25 protein-coding genes are annotated in these 24,232 nt (G+C 32.7%); 17 read left to right on the top strand and 8 right to left on the bottom strand.

Annotated elements, in window-relative coordinates; translation table 11 throughout:
• Position 1 precedes the first annotated feature (1 nt).
• The 3 genes from ACMV0E_RS05465 to ACMV0E_RS05455 are packed head-to-tail and all read right to left on the bottom strand — an operon-like array spanning position 2 to position 5,643.
• Positions 2-3,349, bottom strand: coding sequence for a CRISPR-associated protein Csx11 (locus ACMV0E_RS05465; protein ID WP_416085372.1), 3,348 nt, complete (start codon positions 3,347-3,349; stop codon positions 2-4).
• Entirely contained in the window at positions 3,312-4,499 is a 1,188-nt protein-coding gene (locus tag ACMV0E_RS05460; protein ID WP_416085371.1) for an RAMP superfamily CRISPR-associated protein, read from the bottom strand. The genes ACMV0E_RS05465 and ACMV0E_RS05460 overlap by 38 nt, the downstream gene beginning before the upstream one ends.
• The gene (locus ACMV0E_RS05455) at positions 4,492-5,643 is read right to left on the bottom strand and encodes an RAMP superfamily CRISPR-associated protein (protein WP_416085370.1); all 1,152 of its coding nucleotides are present in this window, start codon (positions 5,641-5,643) and stop codon (positions 4,492-4,494) included. The genes ACMV0E_RS05460 and ACMV0E_RS05455 overlap by 8 nt, the downstream gene beginning before the upstream one ends.
• Before the next feature lie 1,066 nt (positions 5,644-6,709).
• Between ACMV0E_RS05455 and ACMV0E_RS05450 the strand changes: the two genes are divergently transcribed.
• Positions 6,710-7,882: a geranylgeranyl reductase family protein gene (locus ACMV0E_RS05450; protein ID WP_416085369.1), complete on the top strand. Its 1,173-nt coding sequence runs from the start codon at positions 6,710-6,712 to the stop codon at positions 7,880-7,882.
• Here ACMV0E_RS05450 and ACMV0E_RS05445 read toward each other — a convergent pair.
• Positions 7,874-9,925: an AAA domain-containing protein gene (locus tag ACMV0E_RS05445; RefSeq protein WP_416085368.1), complete on the bottom strand. Its 2,052-nt coding sequence runs from the start codon at positions 9,923-9,925 to the stop codon at positions 7,874-7,876. The genes ACMV0E_RS05450 and ACMV0E_RS05445 overlap by 9 nt on opposite strands.
• 1,181 nt (positions 9,926-11,106) lie before the next feature.
• On the opposite strand from ACMV0E_RS05445, the gene ACMV0E_RS05440 reads away from it, so the two are divergent.
• From ACMV0E_RS05440 to scfB, 4 genes are all read left to right on the top strand, one after another.
• Positions 11,107-11,352, top strand: a complete 246-nt coding sequence (locus ACMV0E_RS05440; RefSeq protein ID WP_416085419.1) for an AAA family ATPase — start codon at positions 11,107-11,109, stop codon at positions 11,350-11,352.
• Positions 11,353-11,433: 81 nt separating this feature from the next.
• Complete coding sequence (locus ACMV0E_RS05435; protein WP_416085367.1) at positions 11,434-11,850, top strand: DUF4143 domain-containing protein; 417 nt, start codon at positions 11,434-11,436, stop codon at positions 11,848-11,850.
• Positions 11,851-11,917: 67 nt separating this feature from the next.
• Positions 11,918-12,091 carry a six-cysteine ranthipeptide SCIFF gene (scfA, locus tag ACMV0E_RS05430; RefSeq protein WP_416085366.1) on the top strand — a complete coding sequence of 58 codons (174 nt, stop codon included), beginning with the start codon at positions 11,918-11,920 and terminating at the stop codon, positions 12,089-12,091.
• A gap of 5 nt (positions 12,092-12,096) precedes the next feature.
• A complete protein-coding gene (scfB, locus tag ACMV0E_RS05425) occupies positions 12,097-13,497 on the top strand; it encodes a thioether cross-link-forming SCIFF peptide maturase (RefSeq protein ID WP_416085365.1) in 1,401 nt (466 codons plus the stop codon).
• On the opposite strand, the gene ACMV0E_RS05420 is transcribed toward scfB, so the two are convergent.
• From ACMV0E_RS05420 to ACMV0E_RS05410, 3 genes are read right to left on the bottom strand one after another with little or no spacing between them, the layout of a single operon-like run.
• Positions 13,498-13,983 (bottom strand): HIT family protein, encoded by a 486-nt coding sequence (locus ACMV0E_RS05420; protein ID WP_416085364.1) that lies wholly within the window; start codon positions 13,981-13,983, stop codon positions 13,498-13,500.
• A 28-nt stretch (positions 13,984-14,011) separates the two neighbouring features.
• Positions 14,012-14,374, bottom strand: a complete 363-nt coding sequence (locus ACMV0E_RS05415; protein WP_416085363.1) for a hypothetical protein — start codon at positions 14,372-14,374, stop codon at positions 14,012-14,014.
• Positions 14,375-14,394: 20 nt separating this feature from the next.
• Positions 14,395-14,871, bottom strand: a complete 477-nt coding sequence (locus ACMV0E_RS05410) for a NifB/NifX family molybdenum-iron cluster-binding protein (protein WP_416085362.1) — start codon at positions 14,869-14,871, stop codon at positions 14,395-14,397.
• 165 nt (positions 14,872-15,036) lie between these two features.
• On the opposite strand from ACMV0E_RS05410, the gene ACMV0E_RS05405 reads away from it, so the two are divergent.
• The 7 genes from ACMV0E_RS05405 (at position 15,037) to pyrG (ending at position 20,517) form a co-directional block, all read left to right on the top strand.
• The gene (locus ACMV0E_RS05405; RefSeq protein ID WP_416085361.1) at positions 15,037-16,107 is read left to right on the top strand and encodes a glycosyltransferase family 2 protein; all 1,071 of its coding nucleotides are present in this window, start codon (positions 15,037-15,039) and stop codon (positions 16,105-16,107) included.
• 10 nt (positions 16,108-16,117) lie between these two features.
• Positions 16,118-16,735, top strand: coding sequence for a glycerol-3-phosphate acyltransferase (locus ACMV0E_RS05400; protein WP_416085360.1), 618 nt, complete (start codon positions 16,118-16,120; stop codon positions 16,733-16,735).
• Between the two features lie 135 nt (positions 16,736-16,870).
• Positions 16,871-17,158, top strand: a complete 288-nt coding sequence (locus tag ACMV0E_RS05395; RefSeq protein ID WP_416085359.1) for a ferritin family protein — start codon at positions 16,871-16,873, stop codon at positions 17,156-17,158.
• 13 nt (positions 17,159-17,171) lie between these two features.
• Positions 17,172-18,179, top strand: coding sequence for a D-alanine--D-alanine ligase family protein (locus ACMV0E_RS05390; protein ID WP_416085358.1), 1,008 nt, complete (start codon positions 17,172-17,174; stop codon positions 18,177-18,179).
• 64 nt (positions 18,180-18,243) lie between these two features.
• Positions 18,244-18,567 carry a helix-turn-helix domain-containing protein gene (locus ACMV0E_RS05385; protein ID WP_416085357.1) on the top strand — a complete coding sequence of 108 codons (324 nt, stop codon included), beginning with the start codon at positions 18,244-18,246 and terminating at the stop codon, positions 18,565-18,567.
• Positions 18,545-18,922, top strand: a complete 378-nt coding sequence (locus ACMV0E_RS05380) for an ImmA/IrrE family metallo-endopeptidase (RefSeq protein WP_416085356.1) — start codon at positions 18,545-18,547, stop codon at positions 18,920-18,922. Before ACMV0E_RS05385 ends, ACMV0E_RS05380 begins: the two co-directional genes overlap by 23 nt.
• Positions 18,919-20,517, top strand: a complete 1,599-nt coding sequence (gene pyrG / locus ACMV0E_RS05375; protein ID WP_416085355.1) for a CTP synthase — start codon at positions 18,919-18,921, stop codon at positions 20,515-20,517. The genes ACMV0E_RS05380 and pyrG overlap by 4 nt, the downstream gene beginning before the upstream one ends.
• Here pyrG and ACMV0E_RS05370 read toward each other — a convergent pair.
• Positions 20,505-21,299: an SDR family oxidoreductase gene (locus ACMV0E_RS05370; RefSeq protein ID WP_416085354.1), complete on the bottom strand. Its 795-nt coding sequence runs from the start codon at positions 21,297-21,299 to the stop codon at positions 20,505-20,507. The genes pyrG and ACMV0E_RS05370 overlap by 13 nt on opposite strands.
• 224 nt (positions 21,300-21,523) lie before the next feature.
• Here ACMV0E_RS05370 and ACMV0E_RS05365 point away from each other — a divergent pair, with 224 nt between their 5' ends.
• The 5 genes from ACMV0E_RS05365 to ACMV0E_RS05345 all read left to right on the top strand — a co-directional run bounded on the left by ACMV0E_RS05365 (position 21,524) and on the right by ACMV0E_RS05345 (position 24,015).
• Complete coding sequence (locus ACMV0E_RS05365; RefSeq protein ID WP_416085353.1) at positions 21,524-21,901, top strand: hypothetical protein; 378 nt, start codon at positions 21,524-21,526, stop codon at positions 21,899-21,901.
• 228 nt (positions 21,902-22,129) lie between these two features.
• Entirely contained in the window at positions 22,130-22,918 is a 789-nt protein-coding gene (locus tag ACMV0E_RS05360) for a TRM11 family SAM-dependent methyltransferase (RefSeq protein WP_416085352.1), read from the top strand.
• A gap of 2 nt (positions 22,919-22,920) precedes the next feature.
• The gene (locus ACMV0E_RS05355) at positions 22,921-23,205 is read left to right on the top strand and encodes a hypothetical protein (RefSeq protein ID WP_416085351.1); all 285 of its coding nucleotides are present in this window, start codon (positions 22,921-22,923) and stop codon (positions 23,203-23,205) included.
• A gap of 11 nt (positions 23,206-23,216) precedes the next feature.
• The gene (locus ACMV0E_RS05350) at positions 23,217-23,528 is read left to right on the top strand and encodes a hypothetical protein (RefSeq protein ID WP_416085350.1); all 312 of its coding nucleotides are present in this window, start codon (positions 23,217-23,219) and stop codon (positions 23,526-23,528) included.
• Positions 23,491-24,015 (top strand): hypothetical protein, encoded by a 525-nt coding sequence (locus ACMV0E_RS05345; protein WP_416085349.1) that lies wholly within the window; start codon positions 23,491-23,493, stop codon positions 24,013-24,015. Before ACMV0E_RS05350 ends, ACMV0E_RS05345 begins: the two co-directional genes overlap by 38 nt.
• The last annotated feature ends 217 nt before the right edge of the window (positions 24,016-24,232 follow it).

Raw genomic sequence — 24,232 nt, 5'->3', positions numbered from 1 at the left:
TTTAAACCTCCTTTAAAGTTTTATGCCAAAAATCAAACATATCCAAGAAAAGTTGTAAATTCCCTGTGGTCATTTTTTCTTTTAATGCCTCATAAATTCCTTTATCTTTTTCTGTCTTGTCAATATCAAATAACTCTTTTATTCCATCAGCAAGCTCTTTATCATTATTTAATTTAAGAATATTAACAAAGCTTGAGCTAAGAAATGCCTTGATTCCTTTTGTATCATTTTTTGTTTCCTCATTCTCGCTTGCTAAGTATTCCCACTTGTCATATTTATACTTATCATATTTATCGTATATAACTGATATTAAGTTTTGAAGTTTTGTGCTTCTAATACTCTCACTAATATTATTCTTACCAAATAATTCTTTAAATTTTTTAAATTTATTCCACATCTCTAAATCATAGGCTCGCCCATTTTTTAAAACTATCTTTCTTTTATACATCTTATCGCTGTCATAATAAATATCATTTCTCCTTGTATTTATATCTAAGAACTCAAAATCAAATGTATTGGGAACTATAGTAACCTTATCATCGCCATTAAATTTGTCAATATTTAATATCCAATGTTTATTGTCACTCGGTTTTATATAAAATTCATATCCTTCATTGTTTTTTCCCTTATATAATGAATAGTAACTATGCGTATTATTTAATGATTCTTCTATCTTCTGGCATTTTAATTTCTCTTTTACTTTTGAAGCTTCTACAGTTATCTCTAATTTTCCTACATCTTTAATATCCCTTCTAATTTTCCTAAGTGCTTTTATACCCACGTATAAAGGCTTTTTATAATTCTGAACTACTACTCCTATATGTAGTGGGAGTTTCCCATAAACGAATTTAAAATGTTCATCATATTTTTTCATAACATTATCAATCAAATTAGGCACATACTCAGCAGGTATAATAAACTGCCAGCTAATAGGTGTAGGGTCTATAATGGACATATAGGGTTGGTACAATTCAGTTTTTGCGTCCTTTAAATTAATAGACACACCACTTGCTTTTTCCTTATCCTTCATATCATTATTCTTATCTCTTTTTAAATTAAATTTTGCACCGTTTGTCAAATCTTTAATATAAGATATCAAATAAACTTTGCCATTGTTAGCCCAAAAAACTGCTTCTCCATCATAATACTCACCATCTTGGATGTACACATCTTTGCCGTTAATTTTTACGTTTTCCCAATAATACCTCGTTCGTCTATTCTGAGGAATACCTGCATAAGCACATAAGTTCTTCTTTATATCTTCAAAAAACTCTTGTGTACTCTCCCATATTCTTCTCAATCGTGCTGGTGATGGGTTTTTACGAAGGAGAAATTGGAGGATAAGTGTAGATAAAAAGTCTATATCTGGATCACCAAGAGATTGCCAGTTTATTTTTCTGTTATCAAAGTCTATTTTGTTGTCTAATTTCTGCTTTATAAATTCTTCCCATCTATCACCTATTGAGCGTTCAAGTAAAGTATTATAAATTTGTAAAATTAAATAATTTATTGTAAATACTTTATATAAATGTTCTTTTGCTTCATCATCCTTTAAATAATCTTGAATACTTTTCATTTTATTCTTTTCTTTATTTATAGTAATCATTTTACTATTCTTATCAAAAAAGCAAAAATTCTCAAGCCAATCCTCGCCCAATAAACGATTTGCTAAATCTTTGTTCTTGTCTTGTAAATTATCTATACTCTTATTTACTAAATATTTGTTCTTGCCTGGTACTTTATCTATACTCTCTTTTTTAAATATTTCATTAAAAGGTTCAAAAATTCCTCTATCATACAAAGATAAAAATTTTTCGATACTACTAACTTCTGCTTCGTCAATTTTTAAGTTTTTTAACTCGTCTTTTAATAGTTGATTTTTTATTAAATTCAGTAATTCTTTTATTATTTTAAGATATTCATTAAAATCTTCTTTCCTCACCAACAAACTGTTTAACATATCCCCATTCAACCAATCACGAAGTTCAAACTTCATTGTCACCAATGCAACTCTATCATTTTTATCCTTCAATTCATCCATCCAGATTGTTTCTTTGCTCGTATCTTCAAGCCATTTGTCAATCCTACCTCTTGTTTTCTCTTCAAAACAAACATCACAAATATTTTTGTTTTCATCCCTTCTGTCTGATCTAAACACTAATCTTTGTCCACATACTTGACAAACACCTTTTGCTCTTCCGCTTTCAGATTTAACCAAGCATATATCAGTTTCTTTTTTACTCCAATCTGCTTTTAAAAAATTTTCTTTAGCATTTTCAAGAAGATAAGATAGATTCATAAGTCCTCTTGACGCCTTAGTAAGAAAGATAGCTGGATAAAACTCATCAAAGGATTTCTTTTTGAAAATATTTACAATTTTATCTTTTATTTCTTTTAAATCATCACTTAGTTTTGCTAAACTACTTTCAACTAAATCTACTCCCAAGCCTTCACCTACCAAAAAATAAATTCCTGTTTCATCACGATATATTTCATTTCCAATAGGATAATCATATTCTAAAAGTTTTTTAATTTCATCATCTATTTCTCTTGCTTTATCCCTATACCATTGGATTTGCTGAGGCTTATATCCTTTTTCTGCAAGAGCAAGCTTATCATATTGTATGCCAAGAATACGCCAGCGGACATCCATTCGTTTGGGCATACTTTGAATATTATCATTTTTTAAAATAAATTCCGACAGAGAAGCTTTAAACATTGTAGTTGCCATATAAGCTTGATCCCACAATGATACATCATTTATTGGAAATCTATCATCACTCAATAAGCCACTATATAAATTTTTAAATTTCTCCTTAATTGATTCAATATCAGTCCAATCGATATTTTTTGAATCTAAAAAGTTTTTTATATCATTTTCTAAATTGTTAATCATATGATTAATAGTAGTTTGATTAATAGTAGTTTCGTCTACTAATAAATAAATTAGTTTATTTTTAAAACCTCCAAAAGGATTTGCCAACCATCTATTATCTTGAGGTACAACTTTTATATCATCATTTGGAGAACCTTTATCTATACCAGAGTTTAGACTTTCTCCATTCCCATATAACACTTGCAATAGATATTTTTTGTCTTTTTGACTTCTCCAGTTACGCCAATTTCTTAAAAAATTATCCCACAAATCTATTTTTTCTCCTAAAATTTCTATTTTTTTACCCTCTATATCATCTTTCCAATCAGATAAGGATTTTTTATTCAAAGTAATATTTGCCCTATTTTGTTTGTCTGAATCTATTTTATCCCATAAAGACAATAAGGAAGCTATTTCCGCTTTTAAAATCTCATCCTTATATTTCTTTAAATTTTTTAAATTCAACTCTCCCATTTAACCACCCTTTTTCTTTCAGTCCATCACTTATATTTAAATCTTTGTTAGTAAAATAATACTTTTCTTCACTTAACTCAAAAGTTCCCCATCCAAGCTTTGTTTTTGCTCCTATTCCACTTTGTGATACTTTTTCAATTGCAGATAAAAGATTTTCTAAATCTTCTTCTGCTTCCTTTTTTATTACATCATTTCCTTTTAAAACTGCATCAAAAGGAATGTATATAATTTGCAATAATCCTTCCGTTCCTTCTGGAACTACCTCGTAATAAATGGGTTGTATTCCTGCTCTTTTTCTTCTGTCATGGGGATTTATTACTTCTAAAGAAAGTCTGTCGAAATATGTGGGATAAAATATGGCTCTTCCCTTGCGTGTTTGAAATTCAATTGGTAAGTTTTTATTATCTTCTTGAAGTTTCTCAAAAATTTTCTCGTAAAGAATGTCTTTAAGTTTTTCATATGAATTTTGATTGTTAACTTCATTTATAAGATTTTTGTCTATTTTCATTCCAAGTTCAAATAATATAAATTCTAAAAGATTCTCTTTAAACTTTTCTAAATCTTTACTTTTACCCTGTAAATAATCTTCTAACACTTTTATACTTTCAGAACCCGCGCCAAATATTCTTAAGTAACTATTAATGGTTCCTTTCCTTTTTTCAAGATCGGTTTTTTCATTAATTAAATCTTTAAATGCACTGGCTAAAGCTCCTTTCCATCCACTCCCGCGAACCATAGGAACCTTGAAAACATTTTCTTTTAACACTGGATTTGGAATAATATAAAATTCATCGTCATCTTTTGAAAAATATGGCTGCTTTAGTGTAAATTTAGCTTGAATGATAAATGAATAAAGGGGAAGTTTTTTTAAACAATCATCAGCCTTATCTGGAGTCAAAAGCCCTGAAATAGAATTTACTTTTTTCAATTGCTGGTCATCTTTAAATGCAAAAACTTTACTTTCTTTAATAATTTGGTCATCTTTAAATGCAAAAACTTTACTTTCTTTAATAATTTCTTCTTTTAACCTGGTTAAAAGATTTTTTATCTCGCTTTTGGGCTTGAAACAATATTTACAGTAGGATATATATTGGTTTAAATTTTTTACATTATCAACATTTATTTCAATTAATGCCTCATAGCTAGGCATCTCGTTCGCCTCCCTCATAAAGTTCTAACAAATCAACAATAGATAAAAAGCCTCCGACGTAATTTTTATTTTCTTCATTTTCTTTTATATAAGGTAAAATTTTTGACCCTTGAGGTAGATCCTCCTTCTCTGGAGGCTTTTCAGTAGTGCCAAAAATCTTATGTCTTTTTTCTGTATCTCCTCCATTATTTTTGTTTTGCGCCCTTTCTTCTGCTTTTCGTTTTATCAATTCTTTAATAACCTCTTTTAAATCTTGGTTTTGAACTTTATCGGGTAATATTTTTATTTTTTTATCATTATTATTGATTACAATTAAATCAGAAAAATTGTTAACGGATTCACTCAACTTAAATTCTTTATTATTATTGATTACAATTAAATCAGAAAAATTGTTAACTGATTCACTCAACTTAAATTCTTCATTCTTATTGTCTTCAAAACTACAATTAAATTTATTATTATTTGTCCAATCATTTTTTACACTATTATTTTGTTTTACTTCTATAATCTTTAATCTCCCATATCCAATATTCCATTTCCCTCCCCAGTAGCCATATTCATCCATAAAATTTAGAAGAGGGTAAAAAATCCCATTTAGTATTTCTTCTTCTACTAAAAATTTCACATTGAACTGCCCATAAAAATATGGATTTGGTAAATAGAAAACAGACCAATTCTTTTCATCGCTTCCTTTAGGACAATCACTATTCTCCTTAACTTCTCCATTCACTTTAGAAACACAAATTCTATTTGGTAAATTTAATCTATTACCAAAGGAATCATCTTCTAATGGTTTTATCTCTCTTATCTCAATCAAACTTCTCCAGCCTGTGGTACCAAAAACAATAGATGGCACGGGAATACTCATCCCTTTTAAAGTTTTAATTTGCGATTTAATGTCTGTATTTTTGTTGTCGAGATTCTTTTTAAATTCTTTTTCATTAACGTCTCTTTCAAACCTTCCCTTTTTGCTGTCAAAATCTTTTTTTGAAACAACTCCAGCAAAATAACAAATAACTTCAAACCAAAACCTCAAACTTCCCATCAAAGAAGAAGGTCTAATTTTTGTATTTTTCTGCCATGCATCACCCGTCCACAATGGAGTTATTGTCCGTAAATCGACATTAATTTCTTTTTTACCCATACCAAAAACTCCTTTACATTTTTCAATTCAAAAATAATAACATAAAAAATATTATGTAAATAATTGATAGATTTTCCAAAAATATTAACAAAGCTTTCCCATATAGCATTATACATAACTTCATAACTTTTCAAAATCCTTCTAAAAAATTGTATTTTTATAGAAAAATGTGGTTTAGTACCATAATAAAACAACTAAAATTCATATCTATAGTTACAGCACTACTTGATGATATTCTATATGGTAAATCGCCTATTTTATACGATTTATTCTGTATAGGATCAAATACATAAATATCAGAAACACCCCCCTTGCGTAGTAGAATAACCTCCAAACGTGTAAATTTTATTATTCAAAACAGCTCTAGAAAAATTCCACACTGATTGTGGTAGAGTAACAATTTTTCTCACACTTTTTGTTGATGAATCAAATTTCAAAATATCATTAGAATTTCCTGAAGTACTTCCTTTTTTAAAATAGCCACCAGGATATATATATTTTTCCATATAATACTTAATAATTCTGGTTAGTTAAATTATAAAGTAAATCCGCTACTTTTTTACAGAGCCTTTTGCTGGATCAAATTCTAATATATTAGAATGCTCCCCCTCTAACTCCCCCAGAAAGGAGGAGATTTCTCCTTTAATCGAAGGGGTAAAAGTCCCCCTTCGAACTACCCCCAAAAGAGGAGATTTCTCCTCACTACGTTCGTCGAAATGACTGGTTGTGTCATTCCGAAGTGGCGTAGCCACGAGGAATCTCCAATATTAGAAAGGGAGACATCCCCTTTCTAACTTGCCCCCAAAGTAAAGTTATTATTTAGGGGAGTGTTGAGGGGGCGGTGTTGTGCCCCCTCAAAATGTGGAGATTTCTCCTCACTTCGTTCGTCGAAATGACAATCATTGGAAGAGAGCATATCCCCTTCTATCTCCCCCTGAAAGGGAGTAGATTTCAGAAATGATAAGTTTTCTTCAATGTCGGAGAAGAAACTCATGAGAAGTATTCACTCCAATAGAATGTAAATTTTCCACCCTCAATTTAAAAATATTTGTAGTATAATCTGATTGTGGAAAAGTTCGATGTAATCGTTATTGGCGGCGGACCTATTGGATGTAATGTTGCAAGCAACCTTGCAAAAGCAGGACTTTCCGTTGCAGTAATTGAGGCAAAAACAAAAATTGGATTTCCAAACCACTGTTCAGGACTTGTCCCAATAGAGTTTCTTGAACTTACAAATTTAGATAAATCGCTTATCATAAACTATATAAAGGGAGCTAAGGTTTTCTCTTGTAAAGAAAACGATTTTCAATTCAAAAGAGATCTTCCTTACGCTGCAGTTATAGACAGAAGTAACTTTGATATCTTTATGGAAAGCAAAGCAAAAGAAAATGGTGCAAAATTCTTTTACAATGCACACATTGAAAACATAGACACAAAAAACGGAGATTCCTTTATTACACTTACAAATGGGAATATTTTTAATACCAAGGTTATTGTAGTTGCTACAGGTGCAACATCAGCAATTCAAAAGATACTCAATGTAGAAATTGATGGAGAAACTATTTACACAGTCCAGGTAGATACAAAAATTTCGCTTAACGATACTGAAATTGCGTATATCTATATGAATAATCATATTGCCAACAATTGGTTTGCTTGGATTATTCCAACAAGTGATGAAAGTGCCCGTGTAGGTTTTGGCAATAATATTGGAAAAAACCTTCTTGATAAATTAGACATGCTTTTTAAAAACTGGAGTTTACTTTCAAATGCAAAAATTTCAGGAAAACCAGTTGTTTGGAGTATCCCTATAGGAATTCCCAAAAAAATCGCATACAAAAATATTCTTTTTGTTGGTGATGCTGCAAGACAGGTTAAGCCATTCTCAGGAGGTGGTCTTCTTACAGGATTTATTGCTGGGAATATTCTAAGTGAAACAATAATCGAAGCATTTAAAGATAATAGCAATAATTTCTTTAAAATTCTCGAAACTTATGATAGTCGCTCAAAAAAGGCATTAATAACCGAGTTTAAAAGAGAGATTTTTCTAAGAGATGTTTACATCTCACTAACTGATGAGGATAAAGACCAAATAATAAAAAATCTAAACAGCAAAAGGATATCTCAAATTTTGATACAATACGGATTTATGGATAAACCCGCTATTACAGGTATAAAGTTGCTATTTAACAATCCACAAATACCATTAATTTACCTGAAAAGAAAAATTTTAGGATAGCAACTTTTCCTTTTTAGGAAGAGCAGGCGAACCCACAAAAATGACTTTGCTTCGTGCCCTTGTTATAGCGAATGCAAGATTAAATTTGTCCTCAAAAACATTCGGAAGGCTTTCAACATCCACGAAATTTATTACAACAATTGAAGATTGAATTGCTTCCTCCACAAGAGAAACTCTCACACCTTCAACTTGATTAGTTTTCAATTGATCAATTATATATGCCTTTTGTCTCTCATAAGGCACAATTACCTCAATAGATGAACGATCTACCCCACCCTTCAGGAATTGAACAATAAGAGTCGTTGTGAAATTCGCCTCATTTTTGTTAAGTTTGTTTCTTTCAAATTCAACTGCACCTTTAACTTGAACAAACTGAACAACTTTTTCTGGATTCACAAGTGGTATAAACTCACTTTCTATGTTTTCTTTATTGAGAATTTTAATCTCTGAAACATCTGAAGTTGCCTCTGAATTCAAAGCGTAGAACCTTAAGACAAACTTATGAATGAATTTATCAAAGCCAAAAACCTTTTTGAGTCTAAAAACTCTGCTTTCTTCAAGAAGATTTTCGTATGGTACTGTTTCATCATAAGTAAATACAATTATATTTTTCGTGAATGATGCAAGATTTAAGATAGTGTTTTTATCAATATGTCTATCAAAATAAAAAATATAATCATACACCCCTTCGAGATTTTCAACACTCTTCTCAACAAGATTTCCAAAAACTTCTTTAAGAGATTTATAGAAACCTTTGGAAAAAATTATTATTTTTGCTCCTGGATATTTTTGCAAAAATTCCCCAATAATGTGTTTTTTACCAGTTCCAAAACTACCTTTTATAACAGCAAATACAGGTTGATCTGCAATTAGGTCTACAGGATTGTCAAAAAGTTTATCAATATGAGGTAAAAATTTACCATTTATAAGAAAATCCTTTAAAGTATCAGTAGCTTTTGTAATATTAATTATTCCCCTTACTTCTTGCTTAACAGTTTTAAGCGGTGTAATAAACTCAGGAGATACAGTCTTGTAGTCAACTGCGCCTGATATTGTATTAAAGTCAATTGATTTAACGATACCAAAAATCCTCATATTAAGAGGGGGTCTTTCAAAAAGCATACAAGGAGTGCCTCTGTCAAGATTTAATTCATTATCCTTAATATAAGCCTTAAATGTAAAGTCGTCAGACTCTGCATTGTAAATCCGTGTTGTCTCAATATCCTCAAGCCTTGATTCAAGAAGCTTTTTAATATGTTTGCGAACACTTCTAAATTCCTTGAGAAAATCGTTAATAGGCGCTTCAAAGACGTCCCTATGGTCAAAAAGGTAAGCATAATCAAGCATGTTTGAATTTGGTTTGTCATAATTGTTTCCAATAACTTTAAAGAATGAATAAACAAGGTTTGCAAACTCATTTCTTTTTAAGAAAACTTGCTTCTTATCTAAAAGAGAGATCTTTTTTTCTTCAAAAGTACCAACGCTACTCATCACCAAATACTCTTCAAACTTAGAGGAAATAGCCTGTACTATGCCTTTTGTAAAATTATCTTCAAAAACAACAGGAAATCTCCCAAAGAAAAGCGCATCCTTAACGAAAAATCCGAAAGTTGTATCAAAAATGTATGGATAGAAACTGAATTTAGCCTTTATATCTTTTGGAAATCTCTCAACAAGGGTTTTAAAACGATTGCTCTCTTTAATACCTCTAACCGCATAAAAGATTTCGCCTTCAAAAGATTCTTTAAGAGAAGCACCATTAAAAATCTTGGATAAGGTTGATAAAGAATCCTCTTCAATTTCTTCAGGTTGAACAAGAAAACCAGGATAAAATGAGACAAAAGAATCATCAGTGAATAAAAATGTTTTACGAAGAGCTCCACGTTCTTCTTTTAGGTTTACAAAGCTCAATTTCTTTACACCCCACAATTGGGCGGGCTTTTCAAAAACAATATTAAATACACCACTATCAGTAGATAGCGTAATGCACTTTTTACCGGCGCTTTCAAACTCCCTTATTACAACTCCTTTTAAATTTACCATCTTACCAAAATTATACAATTTATAAAAATAAATCAAAACAATTTATTTGATTTTACCAATTTTATAAAAATGGAAGTTTTTTAAAATTTTATTCTATAACAAAATTGCATAAAAATTATTACCAAATGAAGATTTTTTATTTGAAATTCATCAAAAGAAAACCATTTTGCTTCAATCTCTCCCAAAAACTACCAATAAGAAATTTTTAACGGAGTTTATGGATGAGTTCAAATTTAAAGGCAGGATTTACAATTCTCTGCATCTAATCACCCAAAAGGAGGAGAATCCTCGTCACTTCGTTCCTCGGATTGACAATTCTTTGGTGTATTTGAGGGGGAGTTTTGAGGAGGCGGTGTTGTGCCCCCTCAAAATGTTTGTCATTCCGAAGTGGCGTAGCCACGAGGAATCTCCGTCGTATGGGTGGAGTTGGAGGAGGGTGTCCCTCCTCCATTTAATAGGAGATTTCTCAGTCGCTTGCGCTCCTTCGAAATGACAATTATTGGAAGAGGGCACATCCCCCTTCCAACTTTCCCCTAAAAACAAAAAGAATAACTTTCCACTTTCATTTGTCATTCCGAAGCCAATTTTTCTGTGTCATTCCGAAGTGGCATAGCCACGAGGAATCTCCAATATTAGAAAGGGGGATACCCCCTTTCTAACTTACCCCCAAGGCAAAATTATTATTTGGTGGAAGCATTGAGGGAGAGGTTTGTTAAATTTAGAGGGGGATTTGAAAATCTCCCCCTCTAACTCCCCCCTAAAAGGAGGAGATTTCTCACTTCGTTCGAAATGACTGGTTATGTTTAATCTGAAGGTTATTTCTGTTTGTCATTCCGAAGGCTTTAGCCTGAGGAATCTCCGTCGTATGGGTGGAGTTGGAGGAGGGTATCCCTCCTCCATTTGGAGGAGAATCCTCGTCACTTCGTTCCTCGGATTGACAATTCTTTGGTGTATTTTTGGGGGAGTATTGAGGGGGAGGTGTTGTGCCCCCTCAAAATAATTGTCATATCGAGCGAAGCGAGATATCTCCTCTGTTTATATCGAAGGGGTAAAAGTCCCCCATCAACCGTTAGAAAGGGAAGATGATCCCCATTTTAACTCTCTCGATTTTGAACTATTAAAAGAGTATGCAGAGGGATACGAACTTATAGCAATTGACGAGGCACAGTATATAAAAAAACATAGGCAATTCTATTAAAATGATGCTTGATAATATCCCATCGCTTAAAACAATATTGGCTGGTTCGTCTTCGTTTAATTTGATAGGACAAGTTGGAGAGCCGCTAAATGGAAGAAAAATAACTCTCGAAATGTTTCCAATTGCGCAGATGGAATTTGCAAAACTTATGAACCGATATGAATTAAAAGAAAAATTAGAGTATTGTCTAATATATGGAGAATATCCCGCTTATAACCTCAAAAAATAACAGCGAAAAAATGGAAATCATTCATGAAATTGTCGATTAATATTTACTCAAAGATATCCTCATATTTGAAAAAGTAGCAAAGTGCTTCTTGACCTTCTTAAGCTCCTTGCATCCCAAATCGAAAAGGAGGTTTCTTTAAACGAAATATCACAACATGTTCTTATTGATATTAAGACAGTAAAAAGATATATCGATTTACTGGTTAAATCGTATGTTATTTTTCCTCTTACTCCGTTTTCAAAAAATCTAAGAAGCGAGATTAGTGGTAAAAACAAGTATTACTTTTACGACACTGGGGTAAGAAATGGAATAATAAATAACTTTAACAGATTAGATTCAAGGAATGATGTTGGCGCTCTCTTGGAGAACTGTATAATAGCAGAGAGACTGAAAAAAACAAAAATACATGAGAACTTTTACAAATTTGTACTTCTGGAGAACATACACCAAGGGAAAATTGACCTAATAAAAGAATCTCAAGGGAGAAATACCTGTTAGATAGTAATTTTGAACTTGCAAAAATTTGGTTTAGCATCTATAATATCCTGTAAGGAGGCTTGATAGTATGAATACAGTAAGACATGTAAAAATTGTATCAAAAAAGCCTTTCTGGAACATTGATAAGGCGCATGATTGCAGAGCATGTCAAACTCCATGCAAATCTGCATGCAAAACAAGTGTAACCGTTGGAAATCAGGTTTGTGAAATAAAGAAACCTGTTAAAAGGTGGATCTGGTAGTATAAATGTTTGATAAATCTTTAGTACATCTTTTCCCCTTTAATGGGGAATTTTTTGCTGTTGATGTAAATTCTGGAAGCCTCTTAAATTTAGATGACGCAACTTATTTTTATTTAGAGAAACTCGAAGAAACAGATTCAAAGGAAGAGGCTTTTAATTTAACTAAAGAAAAATATGGTAAAGAAATTGCACAGGAGATACAAGAAGAAGTCAATGAACTTATAAAAGACGGGATTCTTTTTTCAAAACCTCCCAAGTACTTTGAGTCTAACCTCATATTGAAATCAATGTGTCTTAATGTTGCACACTCCTGTAATTTTGGATGTCTCTACTGCTTTGCAAAAAAAGGGAATTACGGTGGATCTGATGCTCTTATGAGTTTTGATGTTGCAAAGGCCGCAATTGACTATCTTGCAAAAAATTCACCTGGACGTGAGGCACTTGAAGCCGATTTCTTTGGCGGAGAGCCTCTTCTCAATTTTGAAGTGGTAAAGAAAACAATAGAATACGCCAAGGAAACTTATAAAGACAAAAATTGGAGATTCACAATAACAACAAATGGAAGTCTTCTTTCCGATGAGATTGAGAACTTCCTTTTTGATAATGATGTGAGTATTGTATTAAGCCTCGATGGTGATAAATCTGTAAACGACAAATACAGAGTGTTTAGAAATGGTAAGGGCACATTTGATTTGGTATTTCCAAAGATAAAGAAAGTTGCAGTTCATAGAGCCGAATCAGGTGGATACTATGTAAGGGGCACTTACACTCATGATACACTTGAAATATCAAAAACCGTTATGGATTTGCATAATTTTGGCTTTAAATATATTTCTCTTGAGCCTGTTGTAACAAAGGAAGAAGATATTAGGATCAAAAAAGAAGACTTATCAATTCTTAAGAAGGAATATGAGCGCCTTGCTATAGAATATGTAAATTCACAGAAAGATGAAACATGGAACTTCTTTCACTTTAATCTTGATTTGGAGGCAGGTCCATGCATTCAAAAACGCATTCATGGTTGTGGTGCAGGTGTTGAGTACATTGCAGTTTCACCTGATGGGTCAATATATCCCTGCCATCAATTTGACGGCATAAAAGAAACAAAATTAGGAGATGTGTTTACAGGTATTACAAATAAAGAACTCCAAGAAAAATTTAGAAAGGCAAACTTTCTTTTTAATAAAGAAGAATGTGCAAAATGTTGGGCAAGATTCTATTGCTCGGGTGGTTGCCTTGCAAATAATTATGTTATGAACGGTGATATCTTTAAACCATATGAAATCGGTTGTGAAATTCAAAAAATGCGAATTGAGGCAGCGCTTTACGTTGCATATAAGTTAAGAGAACTTGGCATTGAAGTTCCAACAACACAACTTTCTGAAAAAAGAGATTCAGTAAAGTAATTAGATCTTGCTGAAGGCTTCTTTTAATTTCTTATAAGTTTCTTCAATTGCCTCAGGAATTACGCGTGTTTCCCCAAACACAGACATAAAATTAGTATCCCCACCCCAGCGTGGTACAATATGGAAGTGAAGGTGTTCTTCTCCTGCACCAGCCGCACGACCAATATTAACACCGATGTTAAAGCCTTCGGGATGATAAACAGTTTCAAGTACTTTAACTGCAAGGCCTAAAAAGTACATAATCTCTGTTTGCTCGTCTTTGTTAAGGTCATATGGAAATTTAACATGCCTTTTGGGACAAATCATTATGTGTCCTGAGTTATACGGATAACGATTGAGGATTATTATTGCAAAATTCCCTCGCTTTACAATAAGATTCTCCTCATCATTTGAAGAATTTGCTGCAACACAAATAAAGCAATCTCTATCTTTTTTATGTGCATTTTGAATATAAGTTTTACGCCAAGGTGCGAACAAATTTCTCATACAAAATTGTAATTTATATTTCAAACCTTTACTCTTCGGAAATATCTTCTCCTCGTTTTCTTCCCTTGTTTTTGATAATTTGCCTTACATAATCTATAAATTTTCTTACTTCTTCCAAATCTTCATCATCAATGTCTTGGATTTTTTTGTTCTTGCCTTTGAAACTTAGAAGCTTCAATAGGGCTAACCTCCTTAATGCAGTTTTTGTATCAATTCGACCATCAGCCCAGTCATCCCAAATTGCATGGACAATCCCATAAAATTCCGCAATGGAATCAAGCCCCGGTTCATTAACATCGATAACTTCTTTTCCAAGATACTTGTAGCGCTCTTCACGTTCTTCTTGTGAAAGGGTTTTAGAGCTTTCTTTAAGATAATCGTGTATTTTCATACCCCCTCCTTTTAAATAATCTAACCTTTAAGTTTATTCTCGAGATCTTGCAATATCGATTTTATCTCCCCAATTTCCTTTTTAAGAGATTCAACATCCTGCTTTAGCTTTTCAATATCTATATCCTCATAATCTTCATCATCAAATTCCTCAATTTCTTCATCGTATTCTTCGAAGTCCTCTGCTATTACATCATCAATAACATCATCAATAGTTCCTTCTGCACCAACCACCACATCAATGCCCGCTTCATCAAAGGCAGTCATCATATGCTCTCCCATATTGCCTGAAACTACCATTTCAACACCTTTCTCCTTAAGAAAATTTACAACCTCATCGTGTGCATGAGCACCTGCGTAAGGATTTGCAATAGATTCAACATTCTTTACATCATCGCCTTCAACTTCAACAATCACAAAATACGGTGCATGTCCAAAATGCTCAGAAATTAAACTTTCAAGACCTTTTGCTTCATCTGTTACAAACGCAATTTTCATTTATTCGCCTCCATAATTGTTTTTACTAAACACACCTATATTACTTCTGTAAATTCTAATACCTCGAAATTCTTAAAAACTCTAATAAAAATTTCTTTCTATTTTATTATATCATATTTTAAAAAGTTTTTGACATACGAAAAATTAGTATTATAATTTAGAGTGATGTTTACATTACTAATACTTTTAGCAATTTTAGGGATTTTTAGTGGAATTTTTGTATTCTACAGGGAGAAATTTTTAGAAAAAACAGACCATATTGATACTCCGTTAGTTTCTATTATAATCCCCGCAAGAAATGAAGAAAAGAATATTAAAAAAATCCTTGAAAATCTCAAAGATTGTAACTACCCAAATCTTGAAATTATTGTTGTTGATGATAATTCAATCGATTTGACCTCTCAGATTTCAAGATCTTTTGGAGTAAAAGTCATCCGTATAGTAGAACGCGAAGAAGGTTTCCTTGGAAAACCATACGCATGTCTTAAGGGCTTTGAAAATTCACATGGAGATATCTTAATATTTGTCGATGCAGATGTAGAGCTTGAAAAGGACGCCATTGGTAGTATCGTAAAAGAAGTTTTAGAAAAAAACGCAGTAGTGTCAGTTTGGCCAAAACATATAGTAAAGGAACCATACGAAAATTTGTCAATGATATTTGCAATAATTTCAGCAATGGCATCAAAAAGTTTTACTATCTTTGAAAACACAAAACCAATTGGGATTTATGGCCCTCTAATTGCAGTATCAAGAGAAAACTATATCAAAGCAGGCACACACTATGTTGTTAAAAACGAAGTTGTTGAGGACTTCAAACTTGGGCAAGCATTTTTAAAGGCAAGCATACCTATCATAAATTTCCTTGGAGGAGATCTCGTAAAATTTCGCATGTATCCAGATGGGCTTAATTCCCTTTTCAAAGGATGGGCTAAAAATTCTGCACTTGGAAGCTCAGCAGTTGATTTTTCAATAGTTATACCAATATTGCTATTTTTGCTCGGTTCTTTGATCCCGCCACTTTACTACAATATATCCCCATTTTTTTATCTTTACATAGCTTATGTTGTATTAATTCGCATCTTTGCAAAAAGAGTAGGAGAATTTTCCATAATTTCGGCAATTCTTTATCCACTAATTGTTTTATTTACTCTTTTTGTTATAACATACTCTTTTTATGCAACATTCATCAGAGGTTTTGTTGAGTGGAAAGATGTAAAAATATTTACAAGAAGGTAGGTAATAACCTATGGAACACATAAGATTATTGGCACTTTATTTTTTAATAGAATTTTTGACAGGCTCGATAATGTTTTCCTATCTTATAGGACTTTTGCTTCACAAAGATATAAGAAAATATGGGGATGGAAACCCCGGTGGGTTCAATTTGTGGCATGCAGGAGGAAAAGTTGCAGGAATTGTAGGAAGTCTTCTTGATTTCTTAAAGGGAGCAATTCCTTTGTTCTTTATAGTAAAAAGCGGGAATTTTTCGACTTTTGAATTAAACATAATTGCCATTGCCCCACTTTTGGGTCATATATTTACTCCCCTGCTAAAAGGTAGAGGAGGAAAAGGTGTTGCAACAACCTTCGGAATTTGGGTTGCATTAACAAATTTTAGAATTGCAATACTCTTCGCAATTTCATTAATTTTGTATCCAATTATATTCCATAAAGGCTACGAAGAATCGCCAGAATACAATTCACTTAGAGTAGTAGGTTCATTCACTTTTATTGGTGTCTTTGTTTATATTCTGCATAAGGAGTTCCTTCTTGCTTGGTTTTTAAATATAATGCTTCTTATCTATTCCCACAGAAGGGAATTAAGTGATATACCTGTAAGACTCAAAGAAAGATTTTTAGGATAAACAGAGTTATTTCTATTTGGATTTTGTTGTTCGCTAAGACAATTTGAATAATGTTTTCATAATCGGGCTTCTAAAAGATAAAATTCCTTTGCAAAATAAAAATTGGGATTATAATAAATTGATGGAGGTGCAATTATGGCAGGAAATATGTATGAAGACCCAAAGGCAATCGGTGAAAAAGCGATGGACTTGCACAGGGCAATTTCATCATTAATGGAAGAGCTTGAAGCAATTGATTATTACAACCAGAGAGTTATGGCAACAACGGACCCAGAACTTAAAAAAATTCTTATCCACAATAGAGACGAAGAGAAAGAACACGCTGCAATGCTTATCGAGTACTTGAGGCGAGTTGATCCAAAATTTGAGCATGAGTTAAAGGATTATCTCTTTACGACAAAAGACTTTGGAGATATGGGCTAATAAAGTCACTCATATGAAAGTTGGAATCACTTTTAATTTAAAAAGAAGTGAAACAGAATTAGATGAATTTGACAGACCCATAACAATCGAAGCGATAAAAAGCGCTCTTGAAGCAAGGGGACACAAGGTTAAACTATATGAAGCAACCTCCCCCTTGCTCTTTTATTCGCTTACGATTGATAAACCTCAGTTTGTTTTCAATATTGCAGAAGGTAAATACGGAGCTTACAGAGAAGCGTTTGTCCCTGCACTTTTAGATGAACTTAGAATTCCTTACACTGGCTCATCAGTCTTATCGCTTGCAATCTCAATGGATAAGGTAATGACAAAAGAAGTGCTTATGTTTCATGGCATCCCAACACCAAAATTCAAGGTTTTCAAGGTAATTGATTCAATAGAAATTGGAGATCTCAATTACCCTGTTATTGTAAAGCCAATTTTTGAAGGGTCGAGTATTGGAATAACTTCAAAATCTATTTGCGTAAGTGATGCTGAATTAAAAGAAGCAATTGAAAAGGCATTCAAGAAATTCAAGAGACCCGTAATGGTTGAGGAGTTTATCGAAGGAACCGAAATAACAGTAGGTGTTATGGGAAATTTTCCACCACAAGTTTTACCACCCATGGAAATTGACTTTTCAACTCTTTCAAGAAGAGAGCTAAGAGCATCTCCTTATATTCAAACTTACAAATTTAAAACAGAGTATTCAGACAGGGCAAACTACTATCTTCCTGCAAGACTCCCGGAACATGTTTTACAAAAAATTACAGAGATTGTTAAAAATGCTTTTATTGCTCTAAGAAATAGAGATGTCGCAAGGTTCGATTTGCGTGTCGATAAGAATTACAATCCATATGTTCTCGAAGTAAATCCCCTTCCAGGACTTGATCCAGAACATTCAGATTTACCACGCATATACAAACTTATGGGAAAAACTTATGAAGATCTCATAAACGACATATTGCAAATTGCAGTAGAAAGGCACAGAGTAGAAACAAAACTTTCCTTTAACCACGAATAATAAATTTCTTGAAATATAAATTAGCATCTTTCCATAAATTACCATTTTTAATACAATATTAGGTATGGGAGTAAGGGAGTATTTTGTTGAAAGATTAAAGGAAGCACTAAGAGAGAAAGACTTAACTCAAAGCGAACTTGCAAGAAGAACTGGCATCTCGATCGCATACATATCCCAACTTATACAAGGAAAAAAGACACCAACAATTAAAGTTGTTGCAAAAATAGCAGAAGCACTTAATCTTCCCACATCATACTTCATTGAAAAGACAGACATTAAAATTCTTTTTCACATTGATAAGGATCTCACAGAAGAAGATATAAGGGCAATCGAAGCCTTTATTGACTACCTTAAAAAGAGGAAAAGTGGAAATAAAGAAACTAATTAAAAAAGAAATTGAAAGCCATCTAAATTTCACATTAATGACAAATGGAAAGGCATACAAGCGCTTTATTCTAACGTATGAATTTGCAGAATATCTCCTACAAGATAACAAGACTTTTGCAAATTTTCCTTATTACATCTACAAAGGTGAGGATAAAAAATTCCAATCAAAGATAAACAGAGCTGTAGCGGAATTACTTATGCTAGAAACTGTTCTAAGAAAAATAGTTTACGAAGCATTACTATATATTGAGAATGTAAATTTAGAATTTATAAATGAACTCTCAGATTACTTCAAAGTGTCTAAAAGTTTTGTTAAAATAAAACTCAAATCTCCTTGTTATGAGGTGATCGTATGAAAGTTGTTTTCATAACGGGTGGTGTAATTTCTTCTCTTGGAAAAGGGCTTGTTGCATCTTCACTTGGAATGCTTCTTGAAAGCAGAGGCTTTAGTGTTAACATCGCAAAAATTGACCCATATTTACAAATTGACGCAGGGACAATGTCTCCATACGAACATGGAGAAGTATTTGTAACAGAAGATGGAGGAGAAACCGATCTTGATATCGGAAACTATGAAAGATTTCTAAATAAAAATCTTACAAAAGATAACAGCCTCACAACAGGGAAAATTTATTACTCCGTTTTGAAAAAAGAACGCCTTGGCTACTATCTTGGAAAGACAGTTCAGGTCATCCCACACATTACAAATGAAATAAAAGATAATCTCAAAAAATTGGGAAGTACTTCAGATATTCTCATAGTTGAAATTGGCGGAACAGTAGGAGATATAGAATCTCAACCCTTTTTAGAAGCAGCACGACAAATGAAAAATGATTTAGGAAAAGAAAATGTCTCCTATATCCACGTTTCACTTCTTCCGTATCTTAGAGCAACGCAGGAAGTCAAAACAAAGCCAACACAACACAGTGTAAAAGAACTCCGAAGTATGGGAATCCAACCAGATTTGCTTGTTTTGAGAAGCGAAGTGCCTGTCCAAAAATCCATAAAAGAAAAGTTATCTCTTTTTACAGATGTAAAAGTCGAGAATGTGCTTGAAGCAATTGATGCTGATAACATATACAAAATTCCAATTCTCCTTGAAAAGCAGGAATTTTCCAAAAGAGTACTGGCAGTTTTAGGGCTTCAAGAAAACAAATTAAACATCGATAAATATCTTGACTTCTTACAAAGAATGGAGAACCCTAAAAAGACTGTTAAAATTGGCATCGTTGGAAAATATGTTGAACTAAAGGATGCATACAAAAGCCTCAGTGAAGCCTTAAAACATGGTGCAACAGAAAACAGAGCAAGGCTTGAGATTGTATGGATAAATTCAGAAACTCTTGAAAATGAAAATTATAAAGATACATTGGAAGAGGCTAATTTAGATGGCATTCTTGTCCCTGGTGGATTTGGTGTAAGAGGAATCGAAGGAATGATTAATGCAATTCGTTATGCAAGAGAAAACAAAACTCCATTTTTAGGAATTTGTCTTGGAATGCAACTTATGACTGTGGAGTTTGCTCGAAACGTATGCGGACTCAGGGAGGCAAACTCAACTGAATTTGATCCAAAAACTCCTTACCCTGTAATTGACATTATGGAAAGCCAAAAGGACTTAAAGGCTCTTGGTGGCACAATGAGGCTTGGCGCACAAAAGGCAATCCTTAAAGAGGGAAGCCTTGCTTTTAGAATTTATGGCACAACTGAAATTTCTGAAAGGCATAGACATCGCTATGAAGTCAATAATGAATTTTTACCAATACTAACAAGCCACGGCTTTGTTGTATCAGGAACATCACCCAATGGAAAACTTGTAGAATTTGGTGAAATTGAAGATCATCCGTTTTTCATTGGAACTCAGGCTCATCCCGAATTTAAATCACGGCCTTTAAACCCACACCCATTATTTGTAAAATTTATCGAGGCATCAATTAATCACAAACCATAATACATTTTGAATATTGCATAAATTAAACTTTCGGGAAGAATTTTCTTTAAGATAACAAACAGTTTTTCAGAAAATGGGCCAACCACGTATTTATCATGTGGATTTTTGCTTGAGATAATTTTGTATATGAGTTCAGCAACAATCCGTGGATTACTTCCCTCAGTTTCGTCTTTTTCCATTCTTGAAATTGCCTTATAGAATTTTTCGTAATAAGGAGAGTTTTCTTCTGTGTATTTTTCCCTTTTTGAAGTAAAGCCTGTTTTAAAATCACCTGGCTCAACAACAACTACACGAATTCCAAATTGCTCAACTTCCATCCTCAACGCCTCTGAAAAACCTTCAATTGCAAATTTCGAAGAAGAGTAAAATGCTTGATACGGAAGTCCTATAAGTCCTGCGATAGAACTAAAATTGATAATTAATCCAAAACGATTTTCTCTCATGTAGGGCAAAACTGCCTTTGTGAGATTAACAGTGCCTAAGAAATTTACATCCATTTGTCTTTTTATCGCTTCAATTGGTGTGTCTTCTACGGCTCCAGAGATTCCAAAGCCTGCAACATTTATAAGTGCATCAATATGTCCTTCAATTTCAATAAGTCTTTTGACAACTTCATTTGCCTTTGTCAAATCTGTAACATCAAGTGTAAAAGTACGGTTTTGAAGAGAGTCTTTTAATGTCCTTGAAACTCCATATGCATGTATTCCTTTCGAATTGAGGTAATTAAATATTTCAAGTCCAAAGCCAGAAGAAGCACCAGTCACTAAGGCTATCTTATTCATACTTTCATTATACAATAATTTAGACAAAAATCACATAAATCAAATTTAGTTTAACCTAACCTGAGCGATTCTCTAAATTTTTCATATATAATCAAAAAATTTGCAATTTTTTCTAAAGAGTACTAACATTTTTTAGAGGGATGAGAAATTGCTCATTTTAGGTTCTTTTATGCTTAAAACGTTAGGCGAAACGGCGGCAAAATTTTATGAAAGGAGGAATGTAAATGTCTGAGGAGCAAATATTTGTTAGTAATGTTTTTGGGACGGTGACAGACAGACGAGTTGTCTATTTTCGAAAAAAAGGTTGGTTTAGTGGCGGGGCTCGAGAAGACGTGCCTTTGCGACATGTCACTTCAGTTCGAATTGACACAACTCGAAATATTATAGGAGGGGTCATATTTGTATTGATAGGACTTGCCACTATTCGGTTTGTGGTGGGGGTCATACCGCTGGCGATTGGTGTTCTTCTTTTTTGGGGTTCTCCGACGGTTGTTATAAACACAGCTGGAGGCGACTTAAATGTAGAAAAAGGATGGCCTTGGGAGAAAAAATCTGCTGAAGAGTTTGTGGAGGCGTTGCATAAACAACTCTTCAAGGAATGAGAAGAACAGAATAAAACAAACCATAAGGAAAACGAAATGCCGCCGTATCGCCTAACAGCGGATAAAAGGGGAATCAAAGATTCTCCCAAATTGCCTTTGGGAACTTCTTTTATCCGCAAATCGTTATATGAAATGGCGGTTTCAAAATTAGGGAAGGAATTAAATCTATGGAAATGGATAATACCAAATAATTAACATTAGAAAATTTAGAGGCTATTCCACTTAATTATGGAGCGGTTAATATTAAACAAAGAGAAATTTATAAAAATTTTAATTGAAATTGATGTTCTACAGGATTTAAGTTCTATAAAGAACAAAATAATTGTGTTAAAGGACATCATTACTAATCATAAGAAGGATCGGGAAGGCATATTAAATATTGATGCTAATGGAGATACTGTCTCTTTACGCAGAGATGTTCTTATTTCTGAGTTAAATCAGATTTTAGAATCACAGACGCTTGAAAGAGCGAAATATTATTTAAAAAGATTGGAAGAGGGAGTCCAAAAAGTTAAAACGAGTAAAGTTAATGATATAAATCTACTCAGGTGGAAAGAATACGATGAGATTATAACTGATAGCCTTTGGGTATTAGATAAGAGGGATACTTCAGGTGCTCATCTTGCTTGGTATTGGGGGAATTTCATTCCACAAATTCCTCATCAAATGATGTTAAGATACACCAAGAAGGGAGATTGGGTTTTAGATACATTTGTAGGAAGCGGAACAACTTTAATTGAGTGTAAGAGGTTAGGAAGAAATGGAATTGGGATTGAATTAAACCCTGATGTTGCTCAAAAAGCAAAGGAATTCATTGAAAAGGAGCAAAATAAAGATAATGTGATTAGTGAAGTTATCATTGGAGACAGTAGAGTGGTAAATATTAAGGAAATTTTAGCAAAATATGGAATTAATCAGGTTCAACTCCTTATTATGCATCCTCCATACAATGATATTATTAAGTTTTCAAAAGATGAAAAGACCTTTCAAATGCAAAAAATACTGACGAGTTTTTAAAAATGTTTGGTAAAGTAGTATATAATGTAACTCCATATTTAGAAAAAGGACGGTATTTTGCTTTAGTTATTGGTGATAAATATTCTAAAGGAGAATGGATACCTTTAGGATTCTATTGCATGAATGAAGTATTAAAAAGAGGATACATACTAAAAAGTATAATTGTAAAAAACTTTAAAGAAACAAGAGGAAAAAGGAATCAGAATGAACTTTGGAGATATAGAGCGTTGGTTGGTGGATTCTATATTTTTAAACATGAATATATCATGATCTTTAAGAAGAAATAGGAGGTAAAAATATGCCATTATTAAGCCAAAAAGAAGTCTTAAATTTGAAACTCAGTTCTATTCCCTTAAAACAGTTAAAAGAGTTTGCTCGAAATTTAGGAATAAATGGTATTGATTCAGCAACAGAGATTATTAAAAAAGTTTTGGAGAAGGGAATTAAAGAAGACAAAGTTAATAAATTTATAAAACAAAAATATAATGAAAGGATCGAGAAACGGAGGAAAGTTATTTCTGATGATAACTTAAAGAAGGAATTGAAAAAAAGTCAAAACTTTTTCTTGGGGTGTGGTTCAAGGGCAGTTAGACCAGAAAATACAAACTGAATATGTAAGAAAAATTGTTCGATACAAAGACCTATTAAATAATGTTAAAGCCAAACTTCACAATGATGTAAAAAATTATGTGACTTGTACCTGGTTTAACCATTGGACGACAGTCTTGATTGAGGAACATATAAGCACTCATCCAAAAGTAATTCCTACCATCAAAAATATAAAAGGGATTGATATTTTCTTTGATGGACAGCCTTTTGACTTAAAAGTAACTTATTTACCTCGTAAATATAATCCAGAAGAGGCTGTAAAAAATCCTGTTAAACTTGCTGTCTGGCTGTATCAAAATCAGGGTGCTCAAAGATTTGGCGCCGACAACAGACTATTTGTTGTATTGTTAGACAAAAACAATCCAAAAAAAAGTTGGAAATTAAAGAGAAATTTTCCACTTGTTTTTAAAGAGATTGTTAATTTCTTTAATAATGAGAAAGTTTCACAGGAAGACGAAATTGTCTTTGAATTTAGGAAAAAAATATAAAGCACTTACAAAAGTATTGATAATAACAAATTAAACCGCCACTTCATATAACACAGCATAAAAGGTTCGTGTCTTACGGCACCCACTAAAATTTTTACTTCACAAAAACTTCTTCCTAACCTGAGCGATTCTCCAAATTTTTCGTATATAATCAAAAAATTTGCAATTTTTTTCAAAAAAGTACTAACATTTTTTAGAGGGATAAAAAATCGCTCAA

The sequence above is a fragment of the Caldisericum insulae genome, from assembly GCF_047785965.1.
Classification (GTDB): Bacteria; Caldisericota; Caldisericia; order Caldisericales; family Caldisericaceae; genus Caldisericum; species Caldisericum exile_A.
The sequence above is the reverse complement of the archived record's forward strand: the minus strand, read 5'-3'. Positions and strand labels throughout refer to the sequence as shown.

Excerpts from the sequence above, each read along its gene's own strand:
- ACMV0E_RS05465 (WP_416085372.1), bottom strand. The coding sequence starts at position 3,349 with ATGGGAGAGTTGAATTTAAAAAATTTAAAGAAATATAAGGATGAGATT.
- ACMV0E_RS05460 (WP_416085371.1), bottom strand. The coding sequence starts at position 4,499 with ATGCCTAGCTATGAGGCATTAATTGAAATAAATGTTGATAATGTAAAA.
- ACMV0E_RS05455 (WP_416085370.1), bottom strand. The coding sequence starts at position 5,643 with ATGGGTAAAAAAGAAATTAATGTCGATTTACGGACAATAACTCCATTG.
- ACMV0E_RS05445 (WP_416085368.1), bottom strand. The coding sequence starts at position 9,925 with ATGGTAAATTTAAAAGGAGTTGTAATAAGGGAGTTTGAAAGCGCCGGT.
- scfA (WP_416085366.1), top strand. The coding sequence starts at position 11,918 with ATGAATACAGTAAGACATGTAAAAATTGTATCAAAAAAGCCTTTCTGG.
- scfB (WP_416085365.1), top strand. The coding sequence starts at position 12,097 with ATGTTTGATAAATCTTTAGTACATCTTTTCCCCTTTAATGGGGAATTT.
- ACMV0E_RS05420 (WP_416085364.1), bottom strand. The coding sequence starts at position 13,983 with ATGAGAAATTTGTTCGCACCTTGGCGTAAAACTTATATTCAAAATGCA.
- ACMV0E_RS05415 (WP_416085363.1), bottom strand. The coding sequence starts at position 14,374 with ATGAAAATACACGATTATCTTAAAGAAAGCTCTAAAACCCTTTCACAA.
- ACMV0E_RS05410 (WP_416085362.1), bottom strand. The coding sequence starts at position 14,871 with ATGAAAATTGCGTTTGTAACAGATGAAGCAAAAGGTCTTGAAAGTTTA.
- ACMV0E_RS05405 (WP_416085361.1), top strand. The coding sequence starts at position 15,037 with ATGTTTACATTACTAATACTTTTAGCAATTTTAGGGATTTTTAGTGGA.
- ACMV0E_RS05400 (WP_416085360.1), top strand. The coding sequence starts at position 16,118 with ATGGAACACATAAGATTATTGGCACTTTATTTTTTAATAGAATTTTTG.
- ACMV0E_RS05395 (WP_416085359.1), top strand. The coding sequence starts at position 16,871 with ATGGCAGGAAATATGTATGAAGACCCAAAGGCAATCGGTGAAAAAGCG.
- ACMV0E_RS05390 (WP_416085358.1), top strand. The coding sequence starts at position 17,172 with ATGAAAGTTGGAATCACTTTTAATTTAAAAAGAAGTGAAACAGAATTA.
- ACMV0E_RS05385 (WP_416085357.1), top strand. The coding sequence starts at position 18,244 with ATGGGAGTAAGGGAGTATTTTGTTGAAAGATTAAAGGAAGCACTAAGA.
- pyrG (WP_416085355.1), top strand. The coding sequence starts at position 18,919 with ATGAAAGTTGTTTTCATAACGGGTGGTGTAATTTCTTCTCTTGGAAAA.
- ACMV0E_RS05370 (WP_416085354.1), bottom strand. The coding sequence starts at position 21,299 with ATGAATAAGATAGCCTTAGTGACTGGTGCTTCTTCTGGCTTTGGACTT.
- ACMV0E_RS05365 (WP_416085353.1), top strand. The coding sequence starts at position 21,524 with ATGTCTGAGGAGCAAATATTTGTTAGTAATGTTTTTGGGACGGTGACA.
- ACMV0E_RS05360 (WP_416085352.1), top strand. The coding sequence starts at position 22,130 with ATGGAGCGGTTAATATTAAACAAAGAGAAATTTATAAAAATTTTAATT.
- ACMV0E_RS05355 (WP_416085351.1), top strand. The coding sequence starts at position 22,921 with ATGTTTGGTAAAGTAGTATATAATGTAACTCCATATTTAGAAAAAGGA.
- ACMV0E_RS05350 (WP_416085350.1), top strand. The coding sequence starts at position 23,217 with ATGCCATTATTAAGCCAAAAAGAAGTCTTAAATTTGAAACTCAGTTCT.